17 protein-coding genes are annotated in these 20,177 nt (G+C 34.3%); 15 read left to right on the top strand and 2 right to left on the bottom strand.

Annotated features, from left to right (window positions below):
- The first annotated feature begins 3 nt into the window (after window positions 1–3).
- The 12 genes from BUB95_RS01720 to dcm all read left to right on the top strand — a co-directional run bounded on the left by BUB95_RS01720 (window position 4) and on the right by dcm (window position 16,130).
- The gene (locus BUB95_RS01720) at window positions 4–2,391 is read left to right on the top strand and encodes an ABC transporter permease (RefSeq protein WP_073082198.1); all 2,388 of its coding nucleotides are present in this window, start codon (window positions 4–6) and stop codon (window positions 2,389–2,391) included.
- A 25-nt stretch (window positions 2,392–2,416) separates the two neighbouring features.
- Window positions 2,417–4,864 (top strand): ABC transporter permease, encoded by a 2,448-nt coding sequence (locus BUB95_RS01715; protein WP_073082196.1) that lies wholly within the window; start codon window positions 2,417–2,419, stop codon window positions 4,862–4,864.
- Between the two features lie 164 nt (window positions 4,865–5,028).
- Window positions 5,029–7,383: an ABC transporter permease gene (locus BUB95_RS01710; RefSeq protein WP_073082193.1), complete on the top strand. Its 2,355-nt coding sequence runs from the start codon at window positions 5,029–5,031 to the stop codon at window positions 7,381–7,383.
- A gap of 12 nt (window positions 7,384–7,395) precedes the next feature.
- Entirely contained in the window at window positions 7,396–8,073 is a 678-nt protein-coding gene (locus tag BUB95_RS01705) for an ABC transporter ATP-binding protein (protein ID WP_073082190.1), read from the top strand.
- Between the two features lie 9 nt (window positions 8,074–8,082).
- Window positions 8,083–9,504: a TolC family protein gene (locus BUB95_RS01700; protein ID WP_073082187.1), complete on the top strand. Its 1,422-nt coding sequence runs from the start codon at window positions 8,083–8,085 to the stop codon at window positions 9,502–9,504.
- 349 nt (window positions 9,505–9,853) lie between these two features.
- Window positions 9,854–11,314 carry a type III PLP-dependent enzyme domain-containing protein gene (locus tag BUB95_RS01695; protein WP_073082184.1) on the top strand — a complete coding sequence of 487 codons (1,461 nt, stop codon included), beginning with the start codon at window positions 9,854–9,856 and terminating at the stop codon, window positions 11,312–11,314.
- Window positions 11,315–11,342: 28 nt separating this feature from the next.
- Window positions 11,343–12,284 carry an agmatinase gene (speB, locus tag BUB95_RS01690; RefSeq protein WP_073082181.1) on the top strand — a complete coding sequence of 314 codons (942 nt, stop codon included), beginning with the start codon at window positions 11,343–11,345 and terminating at the stop codon, window positions 12,282–12,284.
- On the top strand, window positions 12,274–13,248 hold the full coding sequence (locus BUB95_RS01685; protein WP_073082179.1) for a deoxyhypusine synthase family protein: 975 nt from the start codon (window positions 12,274–12,276) through the stop codon (window positions 13,246–13,248). Before speB ends, BUB95_RS01685 begins: the two co-directional genes overlap by 11 nt.
- Window positions 13,249–13,251: 3 nt before the next feature.
- On the top strand, window positions 13,252–13,575 hold the full coding sequence (locus tag BUB95_RS01680) for a hypothetical protein (protein WP_073082176.1): 324 nt from the start codon (window positions 13,252–13,254) through the stop codon (window positions 13,573–13,575).
- Between the two features lie 50 nt (window positions 13,576–13,625).
- A complete protein-coding gene (locus tag BUB95_RS01675) occupies window positions 13,626–13,925 on the top strand; it encodes a hypothetical protein (protein ID WP_073082173.1) in 300 nt (99 codons plus the stop codon).
- Window positions 13,926–13,972: 47 nt separating this feature from the next.
- A complete protein-coding gene (locus BUB95_RS01670) occupies window positions 13,973–14,770 on the top strand; it encodes an RMD1 family protein (protein WP_073082170.1) in 798 nt (265 codons plus the stop codon).
- Window positions 14,771–14,867: 97 nt separating this feature from the next.
- The gene (gene dcm / locus BUB95_RS01665; RefSeq protein WP_073082167.1) at window positions 14,868–16,130 is read left to right on the top strand and encodes a DNA (cytosine-5-)-methyltransferase; all 1,263 of its coding nucleotides are present in this window, start codon (window positions 14,868–14,870) and stop codon (window positions 16,128–16,130) included.
- Here dcm and BUB95_RS01660 read toward each other — a convergent pair.
- On the bottom strand, window positions 16,105–16,722 hold the full coding sequence (locus BUB95_RS01660) for a hypothetical protein (protein ID WP_073082164.1): 618 nt from the start codon (window positions 16,720–16,722) through the stop codon (window positions 16,105–16,107). The two genes, dcm and BUB95_RS01660, sit on opposite strands and share 26 nt — an antisense overlap.
- 145 nt (window positions 16,723–16,867) lie before the next feature.
- On the opposite strand from BUB95_RS01660, the gene BUB95_RS01655 reads away from it, so the two are divergent.
- Window positions 16,868–17,326 (top strand): RNA methyltransferase, encoded by a 459-nt coding sequence (locus BUB95_RS01655; RefSeq protein WP_073082161.1) that lies wholly within the window; start codon window positions 16,868–16,870, stop codon window positions 17,324–17,326.
- Window positions 17,327–17,346: 20 nt separating this feature from the next.
- The gene (gene era / locus BUB95_RS01650) at window positions 17,347–18,228 is read left to right on the top strand and encodes a GTPase Era (protein ID WP_073082158.1); all 882 of its coding nucleotides are present in this window, start codon (window positions 17,347–17,349) and stop codon (window positions 18,226–18,228) included.
- 12 nt (window positions 18,229–18,240) lie between these two features.
- Here era and BUB95_RS01645 read toward each other — a convergent pair whose 3' ends face one another.
- A complete protein-coding gene (locus tag BUB95_RS01645) occupies window positions 18,241–18,753 on the bottom strand; it encodes a GTP-binding protein (RefSeq protein ID WP_073082155.1) in 513 nt (170 codons plus the stop codon).
- A gap of 99 nt (window positions 18,754–18,852) precedes the next feature.
- Here BUB95_RS01645 and der point away from each other — a divergent pair, with 99 nt between their 5' ends.
- Window positions 18,853–20,160 (top strand): ribosome biogenesis GTPase Der, encoded by a 1,308-nt coding sequence (gene der / locus BUB95_RS01640; RefSeq protein ID WP_073082152.1) that lies wholly within the window; start codon window positions 18,853–18,855, stop codon window positions 20,158–20,160.
- Window positions 20,161–20,177 lie beyond the last annotated feature (17 nt).

Genomic DNA, 20,177 nt, shown 5'->3' with positions numbered 1-20,177 from the left:
ATCATGATAAAGAATTATTTCAAAATAGCATGGCGAAGTCTTGTTAAAAACAAGGTGTATTCGTTTATCAATTTATCAGGATTAACTATTGGGATGACCTGTTTTATTTTAATAGCTTTTTATATTCAGTTTGAATCAAGTTTCGATAAGCATATTAAAGATTCGGATCGTATTTATAGAATTGTTCAACAGCAAAAGGGAAATGATTACAAGGGGACAGATTATTTTGCACTGGCACCATTACCTTTAACTACCGCAATAAAACAAGACTTCCCAGAAGTCGAGTCTATTACAAATTTAGATATTTGGGATACGTTAATCGTTAATGATAATGTGTCTTTTTCTGAAAGAGGACTTTTTACTACAATGTCTTTTTTTGATGTTTTTAATACACCTATTTTAGAAGGGGATGGAAAAGAAGCTTTGCGTGAGTCAAATACAATCTTGTTAACAGAATCATTAGCAAAAAAAATATTTGGAGAAGCACCTTCTATTGGAAAAACAGTTATACATAATAAAGAATTATTGACTGTTAGCGGTATAGTTGCCGATCCTCCAAAAAATCAACATTTTACATACAGTTTTATAACCTCATTAAAAAAGAATTCTCCATATGATAATGATCTTACAGATTGGGTAAGTAACAATTATTATGGATATTTAAAGTTAGGAGAAGGTCAGGATTATGAGGTGTTGGAGAAGAAAATATCTAGTTATGAAGATATTACTAAGCCAGCCTATAAGGCTAATGGATTTCAATTTTATCCTAAATTTTCATTACAACCATTAGAAGACATTCATTTGTATTCTCAAATGAATATGGAAATAGAGACAAATGGAGATATAAAATATATTTACTTCTTTGCTTTATTGGCAATAATAATACTTGTATTAGCTTCTGTTAATTATATGAATTTAGCCACATCTAGATCAGCTCATAGAACAAAAGAAGTTGGTGTATTTAAAACCTTGGGTGCTAGAAAACAAAATTTGGTTTTTCAGTATTTAAGCGAATCTATAATACTTACCCTATTCAGTTTTGTAGTTGCGTTTTTATTAGTAGTTTTATTACTTCCAGAATTCAATAAATTATTAGGTAAAAATATTCTGTTTAATTTTTTTGCTAATGGTTGGTTGCTTGTTGGGATGCTATTTATAGCTGTACTTGTTGGTTGTTTATCTGGACTCTATCCAGCAGTATTCTTATCTAAAATTAATCCTGTTGCTGCGCTTAAAGGCGTTTCTTTTAAAAATCATAACAGTAAATCTTTATTGAGAAATACATTAGTAGTTGGGCAGTTTATCGCTGCAATAACATTGATTACGGGTAGTATTATAATTTCTCAACAATTAGAATTTATACAAGAAAAAAAACTAGGCTTCAATAAAGAGCATATAATGCATGTTTCCTATTTCAATGAAGAAATCTATAATAAAGAAGGTGTAATTAGAGATGCGCTTTTAAATCATCCAAATATCAATAAAGTATCTATAAGTAATCAATTGCCAATAAATGTAACGAGTCAAGGTCCGATAGATGTTTGGGAAGACAACATAGATAAACAACAACTTTATGTTTACAGAACATATGTTGATTATGAATTTTTAGATCTTTTTGAAATGAATATTGTTGAAGGTCGTGGTTTTTCTAAAGAAATAGCTTCAGACTCAACAGATGCCTACATGCTTAATGAAGCAGCACTAAAAAAATTAGGATGGAAAACTGCCGTTGGTAAAAAGTTTGATCGTGGTACTGTAATCGGTGTAGTTGAAGATTTTCATTTGCAGACTTTTAATTTATCCATTGAGCCACTCTACATTAGAATGCGTAGAGAGAGATGGAATAAAAACAATGGGCAGATTATTTTAAAGGTGAAAAATCTTAACAAAATTGAGAATACTATTGCATTTATTGAAAAAACAATAAAATCAGTAGCTCCACTAGATATTGTTGAAGTTGAGTTTATGGATGATACATATCTAAAACTTTATGAAGAAGAAGAAAGATTAAGTAAAGCTTTCAATCTCTTTTCACTATTAGCATTATTTATAGCTGGTATGGGCTTATTTGGTTTGGTTTCATTTCAAGTGTTTCAACGTACTAAAGAAATTGGCGTCAGAAAAGTATTAGGTTCAACAGTATTTGATATTGTTAAGTTGGTATCTAAAGAATTTCTCAAGCTAATTTTAGTAGCTTTTATTGTTGCAACACCAATGGCTTACGTTTTAATGAGTAAATGGTTGCAAGATTATATCTACAGAATAGAAATAGAATGGTGGGTGTTTGCATGTGCAGGTTTCATTGCTGTTTCAATTGCTTTGATAACTGTTATTTTACAGGTTTTTAAGGCTGCTACGGCAAATCCTATAAACGCTCTTAAAACTGAATAAACATCATCAATTAAAAACAGAAATCATGATTAAGAATTATTTCAAAATAGCATGGCGAAATATCATGAAGCACAAAGTGTTTTCGCTTATAAATGTTATTGGTCTTACCATAGGTCTAAGTGCGTCTTTTGTTATTGGTTTAATGATTTATTACGACTATACCTTCGATGATTTCCATAAAGATGGAGACCGTATTTACAGGGTCGTTTCAGATTTTAAGACACCACAAGGGAAATTTCATAATTCAGGAGTAACCCTAGCATTAAAGGACGCTATAGCTGATAATTTAAATTTTGAAAACATTACTGAGTTCTACATTAACAGACCATCTAAGGTAGAGAATAAGGCAAAGAACACGGAGTTTAAATGGCCTAATTTTGTGATGTATACAGATGAAGCCTATTTTAATATTTTCGATTATAAGTTTATAGCTGGCGATAAATCTACAGCCTTAGATAAGCCAAATAATGTAATCCTCACTGAAACTCGTGCCAAAGAATATTTCCCCAATACAGCTCCAGCAGATATAATAGGTAAGACTCTGGTTTATAACGATTCTATAAATATCACTGTTTCTGGAGTTGTTGAGAATTTTAAAAACCGAACCGATTTTGTTTTTAAGGAATTTGTTTCTCATCAAACTCTTTTACAGACAGATAGGAGAGGGGAGCTTCTAGAGCGAAAATGGAGTAATACCAACTCCGATTCTCAGTTATTTGTAAAACTAACAGAATCTGCAAACGTGGCTTCAATTCAAAAGCGACTTGATGATTTGGCCTTAGAGCATACAGATGAAGATGATAAAAAGTATGAGATGTCTAGGAAATTTCAATTACAACCATTGAGTGATATTCATTTTAATGAAGACTATGGTATTTACGATTGGTCGAAAGGTCAAGCAAGTAAATCTTTACTCAGTAATTTAGCTTTGGTAGCTCTGTTTTTATTATTACTAGGTTGTATCAATTTTATTAATCTCAATACAGCTCAGGCATCCCAACGCGCTAAGGAAATAGGGATAAGAAAAACACTAGGAAGCTCAAGAAAGCAATTAATTGGGCAATTTATGGGAGAAACATTTTTGTTAGTTTTCTTTTCAGCCCTATTATCAATTGCACTTTCTAAATGGTTGATTAATGTATTTTCAGATTTTGTGCCAGAAGATTTGAGTTTCGAATTGTTTAAAGCACCATTAATCGTATTGAGTATCCTTCTTCTTCTTTTAGTAGTTACAATTTTGTCAGGTTTTTATCCAGCATTAGTGCTTTCAAAATTTAATACAGTATCTGTACTGAAAAATCATATGGCAGCAGGTGAGAAGAAAGTAAGATTGAGAAAATTTTTAACGGTATTTCAATTCACCATAGCCCAAGTTTTTATCATAGGGACTTTGCTGGTAGGTAAGCAAATCAATTATTTATTGAATAAGGATATGGGGTTTAAGACTGATGCTATAGTTTCAGTTTATTCACCGCGAAGTGAAAGTGAACTCTCTAAAAAAGAACTTTATGCAGAGAAATTAAGAGCTATTCCAGAGATAAAGTCAGTAAGTCTGGGGAGTCATGCTCCGGCATCATATTCTACAAATACGACTAACATCACGTATACAGATGAAGAGGAAATCATTAAGTCTGAAATGCAATATTTGTTTGGAGATACCAAATATGCCAATTTATTTGAATTAGACTTGTTGGCTGGTAGAGTGCATAGAAACGACACAGTGAGAGAATTGGTAATAAATGAAACATTGCTCAAAAAATTAGGTTTCAATTCGCCACAAGATGCAATAGGTAAAACTTTAACGGTTAATGATGAGCAAACGCCTATTGTTGGTGTTATGGCCGATTTTAATCAACGTTCTTTAAAATCTGAAATAAAACCAATGGCGCTTAGAGGTGATTGGTATCGTCCCCAATTTAGTCAGTTTCAAGCTGTACATGTTTCTTTTCATAATGAATCTCCAGAGAATTTAAAGTCTACATTAATTAAAATTGAAGATGCATATAAATCTATATATACGGAGACGGAAGATTATCGTGTTCAGTTTATGGACGAGACCATTGCAACATTTTACAATCGAGAAAAGAAGATTTCAAAATTATTGAATTGGGCTACGGGCTTATCAATTTTAATTAGTTGTTTAGGATTATTAGGTCTCGTTATTTATACAACAAACCGTCGCGTAAAAGAAATAGGAGTACGTAAAGTCCTTGGGGCTTCATTATTACAAATCAACACTTTGCTTTGTAAAGAGTTTTTAATACTTGTTGCTATTGCTTTTGTTATAGCTACACCTTTAGCATGGTATGGTATATATAGCTGGCTTCAAGATTTCACCTATAAAATATCGATAAGTTTTATAGCATTTATAGTTGGTGGTGTTGCGATGATTTTCTTTGCTTTACTGGTTATAAGTATAAAAACATTACAAGCGGCTAATTCAAACCCAGTAAATTCTTTAAGGTCAGAATAAAACTAAATTTTAAGTGTTCAGTAACGAACAAAAACTGTATCAAAATCGAACACTAATAAATTTTGAATTTATTTCAAAATACTGAAAAACAGACATTTATATCTTTGGCATCATCTTAACTATAGTATTGGTAAATAAGATATCAATCAAAAAAATCAAAACCTATGATTATCAATTATATCAAAATCGCTTTCAGAAGTTTACTTAAAAACAAAGGGTACAGTTTTCTAAATATCTTTGGGCTCTCCATCGGAATTACGTGTGCCAGTTTAATCTTTCTTTGGGTAGAGGATGAGGTAAGTTTTAATACGTCTTTTCCTAACCAAGACCAAGTCTATTACGTACCAACCAACCAAAATTACGAAGGCGAGTGGCGTACATTCTACTCAACACCAGGTCCTTTGGCAAAAGACATGCTAAATGAAATTCCTGGTATAGAAAAAGCAACGCGGTCTAGCTCAGAGGAGCGTTTGTTTAAGGTCGGCGATAACTCCATAACCAAACGAGGACGCTATGCAGATGCAGACTTCTTAGATATATTTAGTTTAAAATTTATTGAAGGTAATCGTGAGACTGCTTTTACTAACCCCGAAGCCATTGTACTTACCCAAGAAACTGCAGAACAACTGTTTGGTAAAGGCGAAAAGGCATTAGGAAATATAGTTGTAGTGAGTAATAAAGATAATTATTTGGTCACTGGCGTTATAGAAAATCTGCCTAAAAATGTGACTTTTCCGTTAGATTGGGTTGCCCCTTTTGAGCGTTATAGTGATGGTGCTGAGTGGATGACCGAATACGGCAGCAACTTCTCAGATACTTTTGTAAGACTTTCGCCCGAAGCTAATTTTGAAACCGTAGACGGCAAGCTTCGCCAATTTATGCAACAAAAGGACGATGATAACGATTCTTACGCATTTTTACACAGTATAAAAGATTGGCACTTGCGCTCTAAGTTTGAAGGCGGTGAAATTGTCGGTGGACGCATTACCTATGTTAGACTTTTTACCATTATTGCGTTTATTATTTTACTCATTGCTTGTATCAACTTTATGAATTTGTCTACCGCCCGAAGCGAAAAACGCGCAAATGAAGTTGGTGTACGTAAAGCTATGGGGTCTAGTCGAAGTAGGTTAATAACGCAGTTTATTTCTGAATCTTTAATTTTAGCCTTTATTGCTGCTTTGGTGAGTGTTGTTTTCTTGGCTGTTTTATTACCGCAATTCAACCTTATTATAGAAAAAGACTTAACCCTTGGTTTGGGTAATCCTATACATATACTTGTGCTTTTAAGTATTACAACGATTTGTGGCGTTTTTGCAGGTCTTTACCCGGCATTTTACCTATCATCTTTCAAGCCAGTTGAGGTGCTTAAAGGTTTAAAAGTATCGCAAAAATCTGCTAATGTTATCAGAAAAGGATTAGTTGTAGGACAGTTTACAATTTCTATAGTATTTATCATTTTTACCATATTAGTTTATCAGCAAATTCAGCATGCAAAAAACAGAGAATTAGGCTACGATAAGGAGCAATTGCTCTCCATGCGAATTGACCGTGAGTTTATACCTAAATTCGATGTCATTCAAAAGGAATTAATAAGAACAGGCTCTGTAAAAAATGCCACGCTATGTAATTCTGAATTAACTTCAGGAGGCAACAATGGCTCTGGTTTTACATGGAAAGGTGGTACAGATACCGAAGATGTGTTAATCTCGTTTAGAAATGTAACAGAAAGCTTTTTTGAAACCACAGGAATGGTTATCATAGAAGGTCGTGGGTTTAATAAAAACCATGAGATTGATAGTACAAGCGTTTTAATTTCTGAGTCCTTAGCAAAACTAATGGGTGATGAAAATCCAATAGGAAACATCATTGGACGTGGTGATGACAGGTTAGAAATTGTAGGTGTGGTAAAAGACTACATCTATGGCGATATGTTTTCTACAAGCGACCCAGTGTTGTTTATGAATTATCCGCCATACGCCAGATACATGTTTATTAAAACAAAAGATGGAGTACCTATGGATAGAGCCCTTTCAGATATCGAAACGGTGTTGAAAACGCATAATCCGGCCTATCCTTTTGAGTACACGTTTGTCGATGATACTTTTAATGCTAAGTTTAAAAACGAACAATTAGTTGGTGAGCTCTCACAAATATTTGCCATCCTAGCCATACTCATTTCTTGCCTTGGTTTGTTTGGTTTAGCGGCCTATACCGCGGAACAAAGAAGTAAAGAAATAGGTGTACGCAAAGTGTTGGGTGCAAGTATTTCGGGTATTGTTAAGTTATTATCAAAAGACTTCTTAAAGCTTGTTGGTATCTCTATTATCATTTCTGTGCCTATCGCTTGGTATGCAACTTACAGTTGGCTTCAAGATTACGCCTATCGTATAGAAATCAACTGGCTTGTATTTGTTATAGCAGGTATTTTAGCAGTAGTTATTGCTTTGGCCACAGTAAGTTTTCAGGCTGTAAAAGCAGCAATTGCTAACCCAGTAAATAGTTTAAAAACGGAATAAATCAATCAAAAAATGAACACAAAACTTTTAAGTTTAAACGAAGCTACCAGAACAGTAAATTCAGGTAGTAATAAAGTCACTTTACTAGATAAGATTAATCTTCAAGTCAACGAAGGCGAATTTATCTCACTTATGGGACCATCAGGTTCAGGGAAATCAACACTGCTAAATTGCATTGGGATGCTCGACGAATTTACAGGCGGCGGCTACACCTTTTTAGGCGAGCCAGTGCATAGTATGAAGGAAAAAAATCGTTCAAAATTGTATAAAGAATACATTGGTTTTGTGTTTCAGGCTTATCACTTAATAGATGAGCTTAACGTTTGGGAAAATATTGAAACGCCACTGTTGTACAAAAATATCAAATCATCAGAGCGTAAAGCGTTAGTTGCTGATATGCTCGATAGATTCAATATTGTAGGTAAGAAAGATTTATTCCCTCAGCAACTAAGTGGCGGACAGCAACAACTGGTTGGAATAGCTAGAGCATTGATTGGTAAGCCAAAATTGATTTTGGCAGACGAACCAACAGGTAACCTCAATTCCACTCAAAGCACAGAAATTATGGAGCTTTTTTCTCAATTAAATAAAGAAGGTGTCACCATAATTCAAGCGACGCATTCAGAACAAAACGCAGTTTATGGCTCTCGAATTATTAATCTACTCGACGGAAAAATAGTCGAAGAATAACAACGCATTATGAAGCTTAAATATGTAATAATTGCTTTCGCTTTTGTGACGAGCTTAGGAGGATACAGTCAAAATTCAGCAGTGAAGTCTTACACTTTAGACGAATGTATTTTTATTGCTTTAGAAAATAATCTTGATTTAAAATCTACAGACTTGCGTGCCAATTCTGCAAAAATAAATTACAGACAATCCCTTTGGGATATGGCGCCTTCTGTTAATGGTAATTTTAACTTGGGTGTCAATGATGGTCGTAGTATCGACCCATTTACTAACGATTTCATCAATCAAGAGCTCACGTTTTCAAATCTAGGTTTAAGCTTAAATATGACCATTTTTAACGGATTTAGATTATTAAATTCAGCAAAACAGAATCTACTAAATAGGAAGGCTTCAGAAATGGAGACTGAAGCCGCTAAACAAGATTTAGTACTCAATGTTACATTAACATATCTTCAAGTATTAAACGCGAAAGCTGTATTAGATTTAAACAAAGCGAGATTAGAAACAACTAAGCAGCAACTTAAAATTCAAGAGGATTTTTATAAAAACGAATCTGGTAACCCTGCTGATTATAACGATATTTTAGGGCAGTTAGCAAGTGATGAGACGAGTGTTTTAACTTCAGAAAGTAATTATAATAGTACAAAGTTAAGTTTAGTTCAATTGTTAAATCTTAAAAATAACATAGACATAAAGACTTTAGATGTTATGCTAGATATTGAAAAATATGGTTTGTCTTCTGACGATGTTTTTAAAGCTGCTTTAGAGAATTTAGCAACAGTCAAAGCACAAGAGTTAAGACTTAAAGCCTCTAAGAAAGGTGTCAGCGTAGCTAAAGCACAATTTACTCCTGAGATTTCAGTTTTTGCAGGGATTAATAGTAATTATTCTAGCGCAGCACAAATATTTAATGCAACAGGTACAAGTATAGTAAACACAGGTGATTTTGTAAATGTAGATGGGCAAAATTTATCTGTACAATCAGAGCAAACGAATTTTGATGCACAGCGTATCGATTACAATGACCAGTTAGATAATAATCTTAATACAGTTGTTGGGGTTTCAGTGAGCGTACCTTTGCTTAATGGTTTTAGAGCAAAGAATAATGTAGCTCAAGAAAAAATTAATGTAGAGGAAAGTCTCTTGCAATTAGAGCGTACACATCTTGATATTAAAAATACGATTGCTCAAGTCCATTTTGATATGGAAGCAACTTATAATCGTTACCAAAGTTTGCAACGTCAGGTTGATGCTTATCAAGAATCCTATAGAATTAATGAGATACGTTTTAATAATGGAGTTTCTAACTTTTTGAATTATATCATAAGTAAGAATAATCTAGATAATGCAAAAGTGAATTTAGCTAATGCAAAATATGAGTATTTGCTAAGAGTAAAAGTTTTGGATTATTATTGTGGTTTGGAGGACTAAACTATTAAAGCTTAATTTTTTTTAAAAAAAGTTTGCGAATTCATTTTTTTTATACATTTGTCGTGCAAAATGAGTTCAGTAATTAAGAACGCATTGCCTTTATTACTATGAAATCTTTTTTCAGGTTCGGGCTTAGGAGGATAAAGAAGTCTACTCCAAAAGCAGTCTTAGGGATAGGAAACCGAATTATTAGGCTGACTTCTGAAATTAAAATAGCTTTCCAAGTATTAGAGGAAAATACCTTTAATCCATCTACTGTTTTTATTTTTCGTATTTGAAGTATTCGTACACATTTCTTTGTTGCTAAATCCAGCAGCGTTTAATAGTTCTAATATTTCAAATTTTTACAATGAAAACTAAATACTTTGATCTTATTGATCAAACTTTCGATTTTCCTCAAGAAGAATTCACTTTAAATAACAACGAATTAAACTTCCACGGAATAGACTTAAAAGCACTTATCGAGCAATATGGTGCACCACTAAAATTCACCTACTTACCAAAAATCTCTGAAAACATTAACAGAGCAAAAAGTTGGTTTGCAAATGCTATTGCTAAGCATAATTACAACGGTAATTATAACTATTGCTATTGTACAAAAAGCTCACATTTTAAGCATGTTTTGGATGAAGCGCTTAAAAACAATATACATATAGAAACATCTTCGGCTTTCGATATTGATATTGTAGAAAATCTAAAAGCGCAAGGAAAAATAACAGATGATACCTTCGTAGTAAGTAACGGTTTTAAACGCGATAGATATATTAAGAATATTGCACGACTTATAAATAATGGTCACAAAAACTGCGTAGTTATCATAGATAACTACGAGGAAATTAGTCTTTTAGACAAAGAGATTGATCAAACTTACAATATAGGCATACGCATAGCATCTGAAGAAGAGCCAAAGTTTGAGTTTTACACATCACGCCTAGGTATTGGATATAAAAACATTGTCCCATTTTATAATACCGAGATAAAAGACAACCCAAAAGTGACTCTGCAAATGCTTCATTTTTTTATAAATACAGGCATTAGAGACACGGCCTATTATTGGAACGAACTCCTAAAATGTATGAAGGTGTATGTAAGCCTTAAAAAAGAGTGCCCAACTTTAGATAGTTTAAATATAGGTGGCGGTTTTCCAATAAAAAACTCCTTAGCTTTTGAATACGATTATCAGTACATGGTCGATGAGATTATTAATCAAATCAAACAAACTTGTGATGAGGCTGGTGTAGATGTGCCAAACATTTTTACAGAATTCGGAAGTTTTACCGTTGGTGAAGCTGGTGGCGCAATCTACGAAGTGCTTTATCAAAAGAAACAAAACGACCGTGAGAAATGGAACATGATTAATTCATCTTTTATTACCACAATGCCAGATACTTGGGCAATTAATAAGCGTTTTGTAATGTTGCCAATTACAGGTTGGGACAAAGAATATGAGCGCGTTTTGTTAGGCGGTTTAACTTGCGATAGTGACGATTACTATAATAGCGAGCAGCACATGAATGCGATTTATCTTCCAAAATATTCGCAAGAAAAACCATTGTATATCGGCTTTTTTAATACCGGTGCGTATCAAGAAACTATTGGTGGATTTGGTGGATTACAACACTGCTTAATTCCAACACCAAAACATATTTTGATAGACAGAAACGAAGCGGGTGAGATAATAACTTCCGTTTTTGCAGAACAGCAAACCTCGGAGCAGTTACTATCCATTTTAGGATATGATTACGGAATTAATCAAGACCTAGAGTCAATAACAAATGAAGCTAATATCGCTTCAACAATAGTTCAATAATTACAACACAACATATTTAATTTTAAAAATGAATACTTCAAAAAATTACGCTGGTATAGAAGATAACTATGCTGGTTTAGAAACATCAAAAATTGTATTAGTTCCTGTGCCATACGATGGCACAAGTACTTGGGGAAAAGGTGCTGATAAAGGTCCAGAGGCTTTTTTACAGGCTTCAGAAAATATGGAGCTTTACGATATCGAGACAGACTCCGAAGTTTACAAACAAGGCATACATTTAACCGAGCCTGTTCTAGAAAATACGTCGCCAGAAGCCATGGTCAATGCTGTTCATGAGCTTATAAAAAAATACATAAAGCGAAATAAGTTTGTAACCATGGTCGGCGGCGAGCATTCTATTTCTATTGGTGCTATCCGTGCGTTTAACGAGTGTTTTAATGATTTATCAGTACTACAAATCGATGCGCATGCAGATTTACGTAAGTCGTACAACGGCTCTAAATACAACCATGCTTGTGCATTGTACGAAGCTAACGAAACAACAAACCTTGTTCAAGTGGGAATCAGAAGTATGGATATTACAGAAAAAACGGTAATGAACGAGGATAATGTATTCTTTGCTGAGGACATGAATACAGATGAATATTGGATGGATAACGCTGTTGAAGCCTTGGGAGATAATGTTTACATCACTTTCGATTTAGATGCTTTAGACCCTTCGATTTGTCCAAGTACAGGTACACCAGAACCGGGTGGATTGTTATGGTACGAGACGTTAGAGTTTCTTAAAAAGGTGTTTGAAGAGAAGAACGTTGTAGGCTTCGATATTGTAGAATTATGCCCTAACGATATCGATAAATCTTCAGACTTTGTAGCTGCAAAATTGTATTACAAAATGCTAAGCTATAAATTTTTTGAGCAAGATGTAGACGATGAAAACGAAGATTTATACAATGCACAAAAAGATACGGTTATTAATAAATTAAAGTACAGCGATAATGAATTCTAAAGGCGAAATATCTCAATTTATATCAAAATATTTCTTGCACTTTAATGCCGCAAGTTTAGTCGATGCGGCAAAAGGTTACGAAGCTCAATTAAATGGCGGTTCTAAAATGTTAGTCTCTTTGGCTGGTGCTATGAGTACTGCGGAATTGGGTAAGATTTTTGCTGAAGTTATTCGCCAAAACAAAGTACATATCGTCTCTTGTACGGGTGCAAACCTTGAAGAAGATATCATGAATTTAGTGGCGCATAGCCATTATGAGCGCGTACCAAATTATCGAGATTTAACACCCCAAGACGAATGGGATTTGCTGGAGCGTGGCCTAAATCGTGTGACGGATACCTGTATTCCCGAAGAAGAAGCATTTCGTAGAATCCAAAAACACATTGTAAAAATTTGGAAAGATGCCGAAGCTAAAGGCGAGCGTTATTTTCCGCATGAGTACATGTACAAATTATTATTGTCTGGTGTTTTAGAAGAGCATTACGAAATAGACATTAAAGACTCTTGGATGTACGCAGCTGCAAAAGCCAATTTGCCAATCGTCGTTCCTGGTTGGGAAGACAGCACAATGGGCAATATTTTTGCAAGCTATGTCATGAAAGGTGAGCTAAAAGCAAGTACCGTAAAATCCGGAATTGAATATATGACGTATTTAGCAGACTGGTATACAGATAATTCAGAAAATGGAATTGGTTTCTTCCAAATTGGTGGTGGAATTGCGGGAGATTTCCCAATTTGTGTAGTACCAATGTTATACCAAGACATGGAACGTACAGATACACCGTTTTGGAGTTATTTCTGCCAAATTAGCGACTCTACAACAAGTTACGGATCTTACAGTGGTGCAGTGCCAAATGAGAAAATTACTTGGGGAAAACTAGATATAGATACTCCAAAGTTTATAATAGAGAGTGATGCCACTATTGTAGCGCCTTTAATTTTTGCTTACCTATTAGGTTTATAATAAATGAAAGATACAATTCAACTAAAACGTGTTATTGTCGATTTTGCTAAGCTAAATGAAGACATTTTAGACCTGCTGGTAAATGCGTACCCAGATGGATACGACGACAGACATATTATTTCTTTTGTTAACGCTCAAGGCGAAACGGTAAAATGCGTTGAGGTTAGGACAGAAGATACGATTTATCTCGTTAAAATCAGTAAAAAGTTAGTGATTGCAATGGAAGAACACGATACTGAGGATGACGATTACGACTACGACGACGAGGATGAAGACTTTGAATACGAAGATTTTGATGAAAGTGATATTCTCGAGATTGCAGAATAGCGGTCAGTGTGCGCACATGCGACGGATATTAACTTTTAAAATTATTTAAAATGAAAGCATTATTTATTGCAATGTTTGTAGGCTTTAGTTTGGTACAAGAGCCAGAAGTGTTTACTCTAGAAGCAACATTTATAGAGTACGAAGACGAGACGTTTTATTTTGAAGACAAAGACGAAAAGCAATACGCATTCTCTAGTCAGAACGAAGTTTCAAAAAATCAGTTTGATTTAACGAAAGGTGATTTTGCTAACAAGAAATTTAAAATAAAATATGTTGTAGAAACCGAAATGGATGATGACGATGAAGAATACGAAGTCTTCAAAATTATAAGCTTAGAATTGCTTAAGTAGAAAAATAAATAATCAATTTATAGCGGTCTTCGGACCGCTTTTTCAATATGAAAACAAAAGCATTAGCTTTACTAGAAGCAGATAACTTTAACATTAAAGCCATTAAAAGTCAAAACAAAGACCAACTTTTATTTTCGGATAGAGATGAGCTTTTTTTTCAATATGCAATAGATAAGTACTACTATATTTTAAAATATGGCGTCATCTGTTATTTCAATTTAGATAATAACGAAGTTAAACGTATAAAGGCACATATTCTTAATCTTCATAAGCCAAAAACAACTACAGAAACTGCCATTTTTGAAACTGTTGAGGTAGTAACTAATGAGCCTGCTTTTACAACGACCTTTGATGCTATTTCAATAATGGATAAGGATTCAGAAAAAATACGATTAATTATGCTTAATCTATCTCAATCCGTAATTCTTGATGCCTATGCAAAGACGACTGAAACACTATTAGAAGATACAAGAAAGCATACGAGCTTCCTTGAGGCTAACGGAAAACTAGATATTTCTGGTAAAACGTTGAAGCGTTACATTGGGAAGGTTTTAAACATAAAAAACAAAATTTCTGAAAACCTCTATATTTTCGACTCTCCGGAAGCAGCTTGGGAAGATGAAGTCTTAAACAATCTAAATAATTCTGTGAAAAAAGTATTCGATTTAAAAGAGCGTTACACAATTATCAACCAACAACTGAGTATTATTAAGGAGAATTTAGACCTCTTTAAAGATATTATGTTTCATAAAGAAAGTAGTAAACTAGAATGGATAATTATCATTCTCATTGTTATTGAGGTTATTGATTTATTTATATTAAAATTTACAGATTTACTCGCTTAAAGACTAAATAAATCCAATTTAGAAGCTCTATTTTAATTTATAGGGCTTTTTTATTTCACTATTTTAACCTTATTTTCGACCAATCTTTACAAACAGAATGAGCCAAAAAATAGTTAAAGTTGTAGAACTCTTTGCCGGCGTTGGCGGTTTTAGACTTGGGTTAGAAAAACACAACCAAAAAGCGTCTGACTTGCAAGTTAAAGTTGTTTGGAGTAACCAATGGGAACCTTCTACAAAGCGACAACATGCTTCCGAGGTTTACGAGGCTAGATTTGGGAAGAAAAATCATTCTAATGAAGACATTGCCAAAGTACCAGTTTCTCAGATTCCTGAGCACGATTTACTAGTCGGTGGTTTTCCTTGCCAAGATTATTCTGTAGCCACAACGCTTAAAAACTCAAAAGGTCTTCAAGGTAAAAAAGGTGTGCTTTGGTGGGAGATTTATCGCATCTTAAATGAAAGTAAAACCAAACCGAAATACCTCTTCTTAGAAAACGTCGATAGACTATTAAAATCGCCATCTAAACAGCGCGGACGAGACTTTGCTATTATGCTTAAAAGTTTGTCAGATTTGGGGTATGCTGTGGAGTGGCGCGTTATTAATGCTGCCGATTATGGAATGCCACAGCGTAGACGTCGCGTATTCATTTTAGCATATTTAAAAGGAACTGAACTTTATGATAATTTGAAAGCGTCTGATGCTGAAGATTGGATTTTTAACGATGGTATTTTAGCCAAAAGTTTTCCTATTACATTCGAAAAAGATGATTATAAATTTCAGCTTAAAGATGACGTAAAAACCACTTCAGATACCTTTAATTTAGGCGGAAAATCATCGCCTTTTAATAATAGCGGACTTTACATCAATGATGAGATTTATACTGTAAAAACCAAAGCCGATTTTGATGGAAAGCGAACTACATTGAAAGACGTTTTAGTTTCAGATAACGAGGTTCCTGAGGAATTTTACATTTCTAAAGAAGAACTAGATAAGTGGAATTACCTTAAAGGCGCCAAAAAAGAAATCCGAGAAACAAAAGATGGTTATAAATACAATTATGCCGAAGGGGCAATGATTTTCCCTGACGCTTTAGACAATGCTTCTAGAACCATTATTACTGGTGAAGGCGGAAAATCGGCATCACGTTTTAAACATGTCATTAAGACAAAAAAAGGCTATCGCCGATTAACTCCCGTGGAGTTAGAACGTTTAAATATGTTTCCTGATAATCATACCCAACTAGAAGGTGTCACAGATACCAAACGTGCTTTTTTTATGGGGAATGCCTTGGTTGTTGGCGTTGTTGAAAAAATTGGAGTGACACTCTTTAATACTATTTTAAAGGGAAAATCTGTTTAGCTACACCAACCTCTATTAAATGTTTTAACCGAAGCTGAAGATTAATAGGTTGTTCTGCAAGCTGAGGCGAGAAATAGAGCAAACCTTCAGTTTTTGGGTTTAATTCTTCAATCTCGTTTTTTAGTTTTTTGTCTTCAAAGCCTCTAAAATCTGTGTCATATTGAAGTAATCGATTCTTCGATAACCCTTTTGATTCTAAGTAAATCAATAGCTTTTTCCGGTTTACACTTGTGATGGTACAGCTTTTAAAACCTTTAGATAAGTCGGTTTCATTTTCAACGTAAATTCCTGTTATTAGAAAATAATGTGTGGTGAGTTTACTTTCATCCAAAAGCCAACCTAATTTCTGCTCACCATTTTTTAGATAAGACAATTCAAACGTAAAAGTCGGAAGACTTTTATTCAGATAATCTAGTTGCGCTTTTTCATCAATATAAATGCCTTCTCTATCTGGGAAAAGCAAATCGACGCCTCGATGCTGAAGATTTATATCTTCATTTCGTACAAAATGTAAATTCAGACTATTATAAACTGTGTCGAGGTATTCGCCAAGTAATTGTTCTTTATTTAAATCTCTTTTAAAGTGTGACATTTTTGCAATTTGTCTGGTTGAGCGCAGTCGAAACCTCTTTAAATTATTAATTTAGAAAAGACCTCTCATCCCGAAACTTCGGGAGCGCTCGAGGTGACATTTCATTTCAGTTAAAGCACTTCCAAAATAATCATATTTTTGCAGTATGAATGACAACTTTACAAACGAATTCTTTGGTATTGGTATTCAAAACGGAAAAACACCCGAAAATTTAGGCGTCCTTTGGCGTTCAGCTCAAAACTTAGGAGCTAGTTTTATATTCACCATAGGTAATCGCTACGCTAAACAAGCTAGTGACACACATAATGCTGTAAAATCGATGCCGTATTTTCATTATGAAACGTTTGAAGAGTTCTTTAATAATCTCCCAAAAGGTGCTCGTATAGTTGGTGTAGAACTTACCGATAAAGCAGAAGATTTAGAGACCTTTCATCATCCGCGACGCTGTGTTTATTTATTAGGTGCAGAAGACCATGGTTTGTCTAACCAAGTCATAGAAAAGAGTCATTTTTTAGTAAAATTTAAGTCGCAACTAAGCCTTAATGTTTCAGTAGCAGGAAGTATTGTGATGTACGATAGAGGAATAAACAAACCAAGGTCGTAACTTTGCAAAAAATATAATTTATGCATAAAGCAGGTTTTGTAAATATTATTGGTAATCCTAATGTTGGGAAATCAACCTTGATGAATGCCTTTATTGGGGAGAAACTTTCTATTATTACCTCAAAAGCGCAAACGACACGACACCGTATTTTAGGTATTGTTAATGGTGATGATTTTCAGGTAATTTTAAGTGACACGCCAGGAATTATAAAACCCGCTTATGAGCTACAGTCTTCGATGATGGATTTTGTAAAGTCTGCTTTCGAAGATGCTGATGTGCTAATTTATATGGTTGAAATTGGCGAAAAAGAATTAAAAGATGAGGCATTTTTCAAAAAAATTACCAATTCTAAAATTCCGGTTTTACTGCTACTTAATAAAATTGATAATTCAAATCAAGAACAATTAGAAGAACAAGCACAGCTTTGGCAAGAGAAAGTGCCTAATGCGGAGTTTTATCCAATTTCTGCCTTAAACGGATTTAATGTGCAGAACGTTTTTGATAGAATTGTGGAGCTTTTACCAGAGTCGCCAGCATTTTATCCTAAAGACCAATTGACCGATAAACCAGAACGTTTTTTTGTCAACGAAGCTATTCGCGAAAAAATTCTTTTACACTACAAAAAAGAAATACCGTATGCGGTTGAAGTAGATACTGAAGAATTTTTTGAAGAAGAAAATATCATAAGAATTCGTTCAGTTATAATGGTTGAACGCGAAACCCAAAAAGGCATTATTATTGGGCACAAAGGTTCGGCATTAAAACGCGTTGGCATGGAAGCTCGAAAAGATTTAGAGCAATTCTTTGGTAAGCAAGTGCATTTAGAGCTGTATGTAAAGGTGAATAAAAATTGGCGCAGCAACCAGCAGCAACTAAGACGTTTTGGTTATAACCAGAAATAAATTCTAATCTATTTAGATTGAATGTATACCTTCAGAATGTAGGGTATCTCTCATAAAAGCATGTAGCTTATACATGTCAGGCTTCCCTTTGGCTTTTCCCATTCGTCCGATAAAGTAGAGAGCAAACCAAACTACCACCATAAATAGCGTTAAAAAAAGTGGTATAGCATAGGAGTTTCCTAAAGTCATATTGGTATAAGCCCAAATACCAGTAGCAATAAATAATCCAGCAACTACAAAATGAAGAAACATAAACATGGTCCAAATGGTTGGGTTAGGGCCAAAAAGCCCATAAATGGTAGCATGTGTTTTGTCTTTCTCATTTATTTCTAAATGTAATTGAGGTGACCAATAATGCTGTTCATGCTTTGGGAAGCGTATAAAAACATGGTCATCTAATCGGGTAACGACAAAGTCAGACTGCTTTATTTTTTGCTCTTCAAACCCACTTAGCAGTTTTTCGTTAGTTGCTTCTACATCAAACTTAAAGCGCGGGCGTAATACTATTTCGTTAGATAATGACATAATTGTATAGTAGCTTCTAAATTAAACATTTTCTTAAATATATAATGCTATCTTTGCACCCGCTTACGGGATACGTAATGCAGAGTAAATTAGTTCATTATGAGTAATATAGTAGCCATTGTTGGGCGTCCTAATGTAGGTAAATCAACTTTCTTCAACAGATTAATACAGCGCCGAGAAGCCATTGTAGATGCCGTTAGCGGTGTAACCAGAGATAGACATTACGGAAAAAGTGATTGGAATGGTAAGGAATTTTCCCTTATCGATACCGGCGGATATGTGGTTGGTAGTGATGATGTTTTTGAAGCTGAAATAGACAAGCAAGTAGAATTAGCTATTGACGAAGCAGATGCCATCATTTTTATGGTAGATGTTGAAAGTGGTGTTACAGGAATGGACGAAGATGTAGCACAACTACTCAGAAAAGTTAAAAAACCCGTTTTCCTCGTTGTCAATAAAGTAGATAATAACAAACGTGCCGAAGATGCTGTAGAATTTTATTCTTTAGGACTCGGTGATTATTATACCATTGCTAGCATCAATGGAAGTGGAACAGGTGATTTGTTAGATGCTGTTGTTGAAGCATTACCAGAAAAAGAAGAGGAAGAAGAAGTAGAAGCTTTACCAAGATTCGCCGTAGTTGGTAGACCAAATGCCGGAAAATCGTCTTTTATCAATGCACTAATTGGTGAAGATAGATATATCGTTACTGACATTGCTGGTACAACGCGCGATTCTATAGATACAAAATACAACCGTTTTGGTTTTGAGTTTAACCTAGTAGATACTGCTGGGATTCGTCGTAAATCTAAGGTAAAGGAAGATTTAGAATTCTATTCAGTCATGCGAAGTGTTAGAGCTATCGAGCATTCAGATGTATGTCTTTTAGTGTTAGATGCCACTCGTGGCTTCGATGGTCAAGTACAAAATATTTTTTGGTTGGCAGAGCGCAATCGAAAAGGCATCGTCATCCTTGTCAATAAATGGGATTTGGTAGAAAAAGAGACCAAAACTGCTAAAGAATTTGAAACTTACATTCGTAAGCAAATAGAGCCACTTACAGATGTGCCTATTGTTTTTATTTCAGTATTAAATAAGCAGCGAATTTATAAGGCTATTGAAACTGCAGTAGAGGTTTATAAAAACAGAACTAAGCGAATTAAGACAAGTGTTTTAAACGATACTTTATTGCCAATCATAGAGAATTATCCGCCACCAGCTTACAAAGGAAAGTTTGTGAAGATAAAATACATCATGCAATTGCCAACACCACAACCGCAGTTTGCATTTTTCTGTAACCTTCCACAATATGTTAGAGAACCTTACAAACGTTATCTTGAAAATAAACTGCGCGAGACATTTGATTTTCATGGTGTGCCAGTAAGTGTATACATGCGTAAAAAATAGTATTTTTACGGGGCTAT

The sequence above is a fragment of the Winogradskyella jejuensis genome, assembly GCF_900129745.1.
In the GTDB taxonomy this organism is placed as follows: Bacteria; Bacteroidota; Bacteroidia; order Flavobacteriales; family Flavobacteriaceae; genus Winogradskyella; species Winogradskyella jejuensis.
Note: the sequence above shows the minus strand (reverse complement) of the source record. Positions and strands in the feature narration are given on the sequence as shown.